This is a genomic window from Salibacterium qingdaonense, assembly GCF_900114715.1.
GTDB lineage: Bacteria > Bacillota > Bacilli > Bacillales > Marinococcaceae > Salibacterium > Salibacterium qingdaonense.
On the sequence record NZ_FOTY01000001.1, the window covers coordinates 321,649 to 328,602 of the forward strand.

7 protein-coding genes and 12 tRNA genes are annotated in these 6,954 nt (G+C 47.9%); 18 read left to right on the top strand and 1 reads right to left on the bottom strand.

What is annotated here, in order from left to right; genetic code table 11:
• Window positions 1–116 precede the first annotated feature (116 nt).
• The 5 genes from BM058_RS01475 (at window position 117) to BM058_RS01495 (ending at window position 4,594) form a co-directional block, all read left to right on the top strand.
• Window positions 117–443, top strand: a complete 327-nt coding sequence (locus BM058_RS01475) for an anti-sigma factor antagonist (protein ID WP_090925256.1) — start codon at window positions 117–119, stop codon at window positions 441–443.
• Complete coding sequence (gene rsbW, locus BM058_RS01480) at window positions 443–934, top strand: anti-sigma B factor RsbW (RefSeq protein WP_090925257.1); 492 nt, start codon at window positions 443–445, stop codon at window positions 932–934. The genes BM058_RS01475 and rsbW overlap by 1 nt, the downstream gene beginning before the upstream one ends.
• Window positions 891–1,694 (top strand): RNA polymerase sigma factor SigB, encoded by an 804-nt coding sequence (sigB, locus tag BM058_RS01485; RefSeq protein ID WP_090925258.1) that lies wholly within the window; start codon window positions 891–893, stop codon window positions 1,692–1,694. Before rsbW ends, sigB begins: the two co-directional genes overlap by 44 nt.
• Entirely contained in the window at window positions 1,691–2,296 is a 606-nt protein-coding gene (locus tag BM058_RS01490; RefSeq protein WP_090925259.1) for a PP2C family serine/threonine-protein phosphatase, read from the top strand. The genes sigB and BM058_RS01490 overlap by 4 nt, the downstream gene beginning before the upstream one ends.
• 108 nt (window positions 2,297–2,404) lie before the next feature.
• Entirely contained in the window at window positions 2,405–4,594 is a 2,190-nt protein-coding gene (locus tag BM058_RS01495) for a Tex family protein (RefSeq protein WP_090925287.1), read from the top strand.
• Window positions 4,595–4,616: 22 nt separating this feature from the next.
• Here BM058_RS01495 and cmpA read toward each other — a convergent pair whose 3' ends face one another.
• Window positions 4,617–4,754, bottom strand: a complete 138-nt coding sequence (cmpA, locus tag BM058_RS01500) for a cortex morphogenetic protein CmpA (RefSeq protein ID WP_090925260.1) — start codon at window positions 4,752–4,754, stop codon at window positions 4,617–4,619.
• A 99-nt stretch (window positions 4,755–4,853) separates the two neighbouring features.
• Between cmpA and BM058_RS01505 the strand changes: the two genes are divergently transcribed.
• From BM058_RS01505 to BM058_RS01565, 13 genes are all read left to right on the top strand, one after another.
• Window positions 4,854–5,324: a SprT family protein gene (locus BM058_RS01505; protein ID WP_090925261.1), complete on the top strand. Its 471-nt coding sequence runs from the start codon at window positions 4,854–4,856 to the stop codon at window positions 5,322–5,324.
• Window positions 5,325–5,484: 160 nt separating this feature from the next.
• Window positions 5,485–5,559, top strand: a tRNA-Asn gene (locus tag BM058_RS01510).
• Window position 5,560: 1 nt separating this feature from the next.
• Window positions 5,561–5,651 (top strand) — tRNA-Ser (locus tag BM058_RS01515).
• A gap of 8 nt (window positions 5,652–5,659) precedes the next feature.
• A tRNA-Glu gene (locus BM058_RS01520) sits at window positions 5,660–5,734 on the top strand.
• 1 nt (window position 5,735) lies between these two features.
• Window positions 5,736–5,811 (top strand) — tRNA-Val (locus BM058_RS01525).
• Window positions 5,812–5,991: 180 nt separating this feature from the next.
• Window positions 5,992–6,067, top strand: a tRNA-Asp gene (locus BM058_RS01530).
• A gap of 21 nt (window positions 6,068–6,088) precedes the next feature.
• Window positions 6,089–6,163: transfer RNA gene (locus BM058_RS01535), tRNA-Gln, on the top strand.
• A 5-nt stretch (window positions 6,164–6,168) separates the two neighbouring features.
• Window positions 6,169–6,252, top strand: a tRNA-Leu gene (locus BM058_RS01540).
• A gap of 17 nt (window positions 6,253–6,269) precedes the next feature.
• Window positions 6,270–6,357 (top strand) — tRNA-Leu (locus BM058_RS01545).
• A gap of 3 nt (window positions 6,358–6,360) precedes the next feature.
• Window positions 6,361–6,437: transfer RNA gene (locus BM058_RS01550), tRNA-Arg, on the top strand.
• A gap of 86 nt (window positions 6,438–6,523) precedes the next feature.
• Window positions 6,524–6,600: transfer RNA gene (locus BM058_RS01555), tRNA-Pro, on the top strand.
• A 6-nt stretch (window positions 6,601–6,606) separates the two neighbouring features.
• Window positions 6,607–6,680 (top strand) — tRNA-Gly (locus tag BM058_RS01560).
• Window positions 6,681–6,740: 60 nt separating this feature from the next.
• A tRNA-Ile gene (locus tag BM058_RS01565) sits at window positions 6,741–6,817 on the top strand.
• The last annotated feature ends 137 nt before the right edge of the window (window positions 6,818–6,954 follow it).

A 6,954-nucleotide genomic window follows, 5' to 3' on the forward strand; every position in this document is an offset into this window, starting at 1 on the left:
AACACACGGGAAACAAAACAGCTAGAGTACTACAGGCGTGTTTGTATTTTTACGTCTTAAGCAAACGTTCAAATATATAAATATCATCTTGTTGCTTGATTATAGGAGGTACCTTTATGAACCTTGATATCCGAACAGAAGAGCTGGATGGGGAGACAGTGCTGTTTGTTGGTGGAGAAATAGATGCCTACACGGCCGCACAGCTCCGTGAATCTCTTCTTCCGCTCACGGAAAACGAAGGCGCCGTTATAGTTGTGGATTTAACGGGGGTTGATTACATCGACAGCACCGGACTCGGAATTTTCATCGGTGCGCTTAAATCAGCCAATAGCAACGGCAGTTCACTCCGTCTGACGGGATTAAATGAACGCGTGAAACGATTGTTTTCTATTACTGGTTTAGATGAAGTGATGGACATCGAAGAAGAGGAGGAAGCCCAGTGATGGATAAGAACGTATTGGACCACATCGAAATGAAACTCCCGGCACGGGCCGAATATGTAGGTGTGGCAAGGCTCACGGTTTCCGGGATAGCAAGTCGTGCCGGCTATTCCTATGATGACATTGAAGATTTAAAAGTGGCAGTGGCTGAAGCCTGCACGAACGTTGTCGACCATGCTTATGAAGAAGACGGTTTTATCCGAATGATTTTTGATATATACCGGGATAAAATCGAAATCGTCATTGCAGACCGGGGGCAGAGTTTTGATCAGGAGGATATGAAAAAAGGACTTGGTCCGGTTGATGCAGCCAAGCCGATTGAAGATATGAGGGAAGGGGGTTTGGGGCTCTTTCTGATAGACTCCTTAATGGATGAAGTGGAAATTAACGGAGAAAAAGGAGTCGCCATTGTAATGACGAAGTTCCTGCAAGGAGATGGGAGGGAACAGAATGTCAACGGAATCCCAGAAACAAATGCACAAAAGCAGCAATGATCAAGATAATGAAGAAGTTTACGAATGGATACGCCAGTTTCAGGAGAACCCAACGGAGGAAGTTCAGACCAAGCTGGTGAAGCACTTTGAGCAGCTGGTTCAGTCACTGGCGCGTAAATTTTCACGCGGGCAGGATCATGACGATGATTTATACCAGGTTGGGATGATTGGTCTTCTGGCAGCGCTTCGTCGTTTTGATGACTCTTACAACCGCAGTTTTGAATCATTTGCTGTCCCAACCATAGTCGGTGAGATTAAACGCTTTATCCGTGACAAAACGTGGAGTGTCCATGTTCCAAGGAGAATCAAGGAGCTTGGACCTCGGATTAAGAAGGCCGTAGAAGATCTGACCAGTGATCTGCAGCGCTCTCCGCAGGTGGAAGAAATCGCCTCCTATCTTGATGTAAGTGAGGAAGAGGTACTGGAAACGATGGAGATGGGCAAAAGCTATCAGGCTCTGTCGGTGGACCGCTCCATTGAAGCGGATCAGGAAGGCAGTGCCGTCACTTTGCTTGACCTTGTCGGTTCAACAGAGGAAGGGTATGAAAAAACCGATCAACACCTCCTGCTCGAAAAAGCATTCACGGTACTTACAGACCGGGAAAAAGAAATACTTCAATGCACTTACTTTGACAACCTGAGTCAAAAAGAGACGGGAGAGCAGCTTGGTATTTCGCAGATGCACGTATCCCGTCTGCAGCGCAGAGCTTTGCAGAAATTACGAGATTCTATCAGAGTGGAACCGTCGGAGTGCCTATGATGATTGAAAATCCAACACATACAAAGGTTGAAATTGCAGCATTCCAGCAAAAAAAAGAGGGAGCTGGGTGCTGCGGGGATGCTTATGTGACGATAGAAACCGCATCGTATTTTCTCTGCGCTTTAGCTGACGGACTAGGCAGCGGCGCACCGGCGCACCGGTCCGCGTTGATTGCAATGGAGGTTGTGCGCGAATACCACGGCCACCGTATTGAAACGATACTGGAGCAGTGCAACCGGGCTCTCTTTCAAGAGCGCGGGGTGGTTATGACAATATTAAAAGCCGATTTTGACGCTGGTGAGATTATTTATGGAAACATCGGGAACGTGGAAACATATCTGTTTTCCGAAGACAGAGGATTAAAACGCCCGATGCCGGCCCCGGGATACCTTTCCGGCCGTTCATGTAATTACCGGATACAAAAGTACCCGATTGAGCAGGGGAGTCATTTTGTCATGCATTCTGACGGCATCACTATGTCAAAGTCCGAACGGGAAACTATGAAACACTCCACCTCCCCCTGGGAATCCATTCAGTATTTCTCGGAAAAGGCACAGCAGCAAAACGATGATACTACCGTTGTCATAGGACATATTATATGAGGAGAGCCCGCCCTGGTGCGGCTCTTTTTTTATGAAGAGTTAACGTAAATCATTCATGTTATGATATAAAAGAGAGAAATGGCAGGGAAAGAAAGGGGCAGCAAATACATGACCATGTCGGAAGAAACCCAGAATGTTCTACTGGAACATATCACAAATGATGTGAAACTTCGCAGAGATGCGGTGCAAAACATTATCGAGCTTCTTGAAGAAGGCAATACGGTGCCGTTTATTGCCCGCTACCGGAAAGAACAGAGTGGCGGTGCCGATGAAATACAGATTCGCGACGTCCAGGGAGCGTGGCAGTACGGCAGACAGCTGAGTGACCGTAAACAGGAAGTGCTCCGTCTGATTGATGAACAAGGCAAATTAACAGAAGATCTGCAAAATGCCATTGAAGCATCAGCAAAACTGCAGGAGGTGGAAGATCTCTACAGACCGTACCGCCAAAAACGGAGAACAAGAGCGGTAAAAGCAAAAGAAAAAGGGCTGGAGCCTCTTGCTGAATACATATTTTCGCAGCCGCGGGAAGGGGATATTACTGTTGAAGCTGCGGCGTTTATCTCGCCGGAACAGGAAGTGCCCTCTGCCGAAGAAGCATTGCAGGGAGCCCGTGATATCATTGCGGAATGGATATCCGATGACGCAGAAGTCCGGAAGAAAATACGGGAGCTTACCTCCCGGCAGGGCCGTATCGCCGCAGTAAAAAAAGCAAAAGCCGAAGATGAGCAGGGTACTTATGAAATGTATTACGAGTATGAAGAACCAATACGCAAGGTTCCATCGCACCGCGTACTTGCCATGAACCGCGGAGAGAAGGAAGATATTCTGAAAGTATCACTTCAGATGACAGAAGATCCGGTTTTTTCATTCCTGGAAAAGCATGTGATTCAGCGTTTTGGGTCACCTGCCGTGCCTTATCTTAAAGATGCCTATGAAGATGCGTATAAACGTTTGATTGCGCCTGCCATCGAACGTGAACTCCGCAAGGAATTAACAGATGAAGCAGAGGAACAGGCCATTCATATTTTTTCAGAAAACCTGAAAAATCTCCTGCTCCAGCCGCCTTTAAAAGGGAAAGTCGTTCTCGGTGTCGACCCGGCTTACCGGACCGGCTGTAAACTGGCGGTGGTCAATGAAACAGGCAGGATGATGGAGGTGGGCGTTATTTATCCGGTTCCACCAAAAAACGAAGTGCAGAAAGCGAAAGCCAAAGTACAGGAACTTGTAAAACGTTACGGGATAGAAATCATTGTAGTAGGCAACGGTACGGCTTCGCGCGAAACAGAACAATTTATTGCCGATGTCATTCCGGATCTTGAGGCGGATGTGTCCTATCTCATCGTCAATGAAGCCGGAGCCAGTGTTTATTCGGCATCACCGCTTGCACGTGAGGAGTTTCCGGAACTTGAAGTGGAAGAGCGCAGTGCGGTGTCGATTGCAAGACGGGTGCAGGATCCGCTGGCGGAGCTTGTGAAGATTGACCCACAGTCTGTTGGAGTCGGTCAGTACCAGCATGATGTCTCCCAAAGCAGGCTGCAGGAATCTTTGAAATTCGTGGTGGAAACAGCCGTCAACCAGGTCGGAGTCGATGTGAACAGTGCGTCGTCCAGCCTTTTGCAGTATGTATCCGGCTTGTCCAAAGCGGTGGCGGATAATATCATTCTGGCAAGAGATGAGAAAGGTTCGTTTACAAACCGTAGAGAGCTGCAAAAGGTGCCGCGGCTGGGAGCGAAGACATTTGAACAGGCTGCCGGTTTTCTACGGATTCAAGGTGGTGCGGAACCTCTCGACCGGACAGCTATCCATCCGGAGAGTTACAGTACAGCCTGGCAGCTGCTCGAACAGATAGATGCAGATGCCAAAGATGCTGGATCAGCTGATATGAAGGAAAAGCTGGATCACCTGGATGTGCGGGAAGCAGCGGAAAAATTGAATGCGGGGCTGCCGACTCTTCAGGATATTATAGAAGATCTGAAACGCCCGAACCGTGATCCGCGTGACCAATTAGCGGCACCAATTTTGAAGAAAAGCGTTATGACCATGGATGACCTTGCCAGGGGAATGGAGCTGCAGGGAACAGTGCGGAACGTAGTGGATTTTGGTGCTTTTGTGGATATAGGGGTGAAACAGGACGGTCTCGTCCACATTTCAAAACTGGCCTCCCGTTTCATCAAACACCCGATGGAAGAAGTCTCGGTTGGGGACGTCGTAACGGTTTGGGTGGAAGAGATCGACCAGAAAAAAGGCCGGATTGCTCTCACAATGATCCAGCCCGATAAACAGACCGAAGCGTAAAAGGAGAACACAGCGGGAGCAATCAGTAATTTCTATTGTCTCCCGCTGTGCTTTTTTGTTTCCATAGATAATCAAACCAACACTGATTCAGGATGCGGACTTCGCGCCTGTTTTTTTCAAGAAAAGCCTTTTTCATCTGTTTCATAAACCACGCAGGCATTGCAGAACCCCTCCCAGGCACGTAAAATAAGAAAAGTATTACTGGTCTTATATATATGAGCGAGGGTTTGTCAACATTGACAGGAAAGAGAGGCAGGATATGAATCAGTCGGAATTACAGCAGCTGACAGAAGAACTATCGATTGCATTCTTCCAGCGTCCTTTCAGGCATCAAGCCGTTTTTAACAACAGACTTCGAACGACCGGCGGACGCTACATGCTCGGCACCCACCATATAGAATTAAATCCGAAACACTATGAACGGTTTGGAGAACAGGAACTAAAAGCCATCATTAAGCATGAACTGTGTCATTATCATCTTCATATAGAAGGAAAAGGATACCGGCATAAGGACAAAGACTTTAAAATAATGCTTGAAAAAGTCGGCGGAGCAAGACACTGCACTTCGATGCCGGATCAGAAAAATCAGTCCCGCACTATTCACTATTATGAGTGTTCCTCCTGTGGTGCAGCCTTTGAGCGGAGGCGCAGAGTGAATACGGAAAAGTTCGTATGCGGCCGCTGTGGAGGTATGTTAAAAAAAATAAATGAATCCCTTGACCAATTTTAAAACCCCGTGTTATATTATAAAAGTCGCTTCACACAGGAGCGCATCAGTCAATGAATTTGGCAGAAAATCGATTAAAAAACGATTAAAAACAACTCATTGACATTACATAATGGATTCGATACAATGAATCTTGTCGCTGAACACAGCGCATTTAAAACATTCCACAGTAGCTCAGTGGTAGAGCTATCGGCTGTTAACCGATCGGTCGCAGGTTCGAATCCTGCCTGTGGAGCCACGGAGAAGTACCCAAGTGGCTGAAGGGACACCCCTGCTAAGGGTGCAGGTCGCGAAAGCGGCGCGAGGGTTCAAATCCCTCCTTCTCCGCCATCTACAACGGCCCGTTGGTCAAGTGGTTAAGACACTGCCCTTTCACGGCAGTAACACGGGTTCGAATCCCGTACGGGTCACCACGGAGGGTTAGCTCAGCTGGGAGAGCATCTGCCTTACAAGCAGGAGGTCGGCGGTTCGATCCCGTCACCCTCCACCATTTTAAAATAAATGGTCTTCAAATAAATAAACAACAAAGCGTTTAACTTCCCTGCCTTTGGAAAGAAGAAGCAGGAAAGTCGAGGAAACAAGAGAGTGGAGGAGGGAATGTACCTCAGTACATGACCTGACGACACGAACGCAGTTGACGAAGAGATTCGCAGCTTATTCTTTTCAAAAAGGGCCTGTGGTGTAGCGGTTAACATGCCTGCCTGTCACGCAGGAGATCGCGGGTTCGATTCCCGTCAGGCCCGCCATTTTAAAAATCCAAATAAAATTGGGCTATAGCCAAGCGGTAAGGCATCGGATTTTGATTCCGTGATGCGCTGGTTCGAATCCAGCTAGCCCAGCCATCTATGCGGGTGTGGCGGAATCGGCAGACGCGCTAGATTTAGGATCTAGTGTCTATGACGTGAGGGTTCAAGTCCCTCCGCCCGCACCATTTTATTCATAATATCCGCGGTCGTGGCGGAATCGGCAGACGCGCTAGGTTGAGGGCCTAGTGGGAGTTTATCCCGTGGAGGTTCAAGTCCTCTCGACCGCACCATAAGCGCCCGTAGCTCAATTGGACAGAGCGTCTGACTACGGATCAGAAGGTTAGGGGTTCGACTCCTCTCGGGCGCACCATTTTATCCATCATACATAGACTGTATGAAAAACTGGTGATAAGAATACAGCGGATGGAAAGATTCACAGCTTATTCTTTCAAAGAACGGGAAGTAGCTCAGCTTGGCAGAGCACTTGGTTTGGGACCAAGGGGTCGCAGGTTCGAATCCTGTCTTCCCGACCATTTTCTGCGGGTGTAGTTTAGTGGTAAAACCTCAGCCTTCCAAGCTGATGTCGTGGGTTCGATTCCCATCACCCGCTCCATGTTATTCTTCAACTGAATAAATCGGGATTATCTTTTTTTATGCCCGGAAACAGAAACCGGGGCCTGTAGCTCAGTCGGTCAGAGCGCACGCCTGATAAGCGTGAGGTCGGTGGTTCAAGTCCACTCAGGCCCACCATTTAAAAAGTTTCTCATTCAAGTATTGACTCTGCTTAAATGAGTTGATATGCTTGTGTATGTCGCTATGAAAGACGGCATACAAACTGCCCTTTGAAAATTGAATGAAAGTCAAGCGTCTGTCAATTCAAATGGTCT

Excerpts from the sequence above, each read along its gene's own strand:
- BM058_RS01475 (WP_090925256.1), top strand. The coding sequence starts at position 117 with ATGAACCTTGATATCCGAACAGAAGAGCTGGATGGGGAGACAGTGCTG.
- rsbW (WP_090925257.1), top strand. The coding sequence starts at position 443 with ATGGATAAGAACGTATTGGACCACATCGAAATGAAACTCCCGGCACGG.
- sigB (WP_090925258.1), top strand. The coding sequence starts at position 891 with ATGTCAACGGAATCCCAGAAACAAATGCACAAAAGCAGCAATGATCAA.
- BM058_RS01490 (WP_090925259.1), top strand. The coding sequence starts at position 1,691 with ATGATGATTGAAAATCCAACACATACAAAGGTTGAAATTGCAGCATTC.
- BM058_RS01495 (WP_090925287.1), top strand. The coding sequence starts at position 2,405 with ATGACCATGTCGGAAGAAACCCAGAATGTTCTACTGGAACATATCACA.
- cmpA (WP_090925260.1), bottom strand. The coding sequence starts at position 4,754 with ATGCCTGCGTGGTTTATGAAACAGATGAAAAAGGCTTTTCTTGAAAAA.
- BM058_RS01505 (WP_090925261.1), top strand. The coding sequence starts at position 4,854 with ATGAATCAGTCGGAATTACAGCAGCTGACAGAAGAACTATCGATTGCA.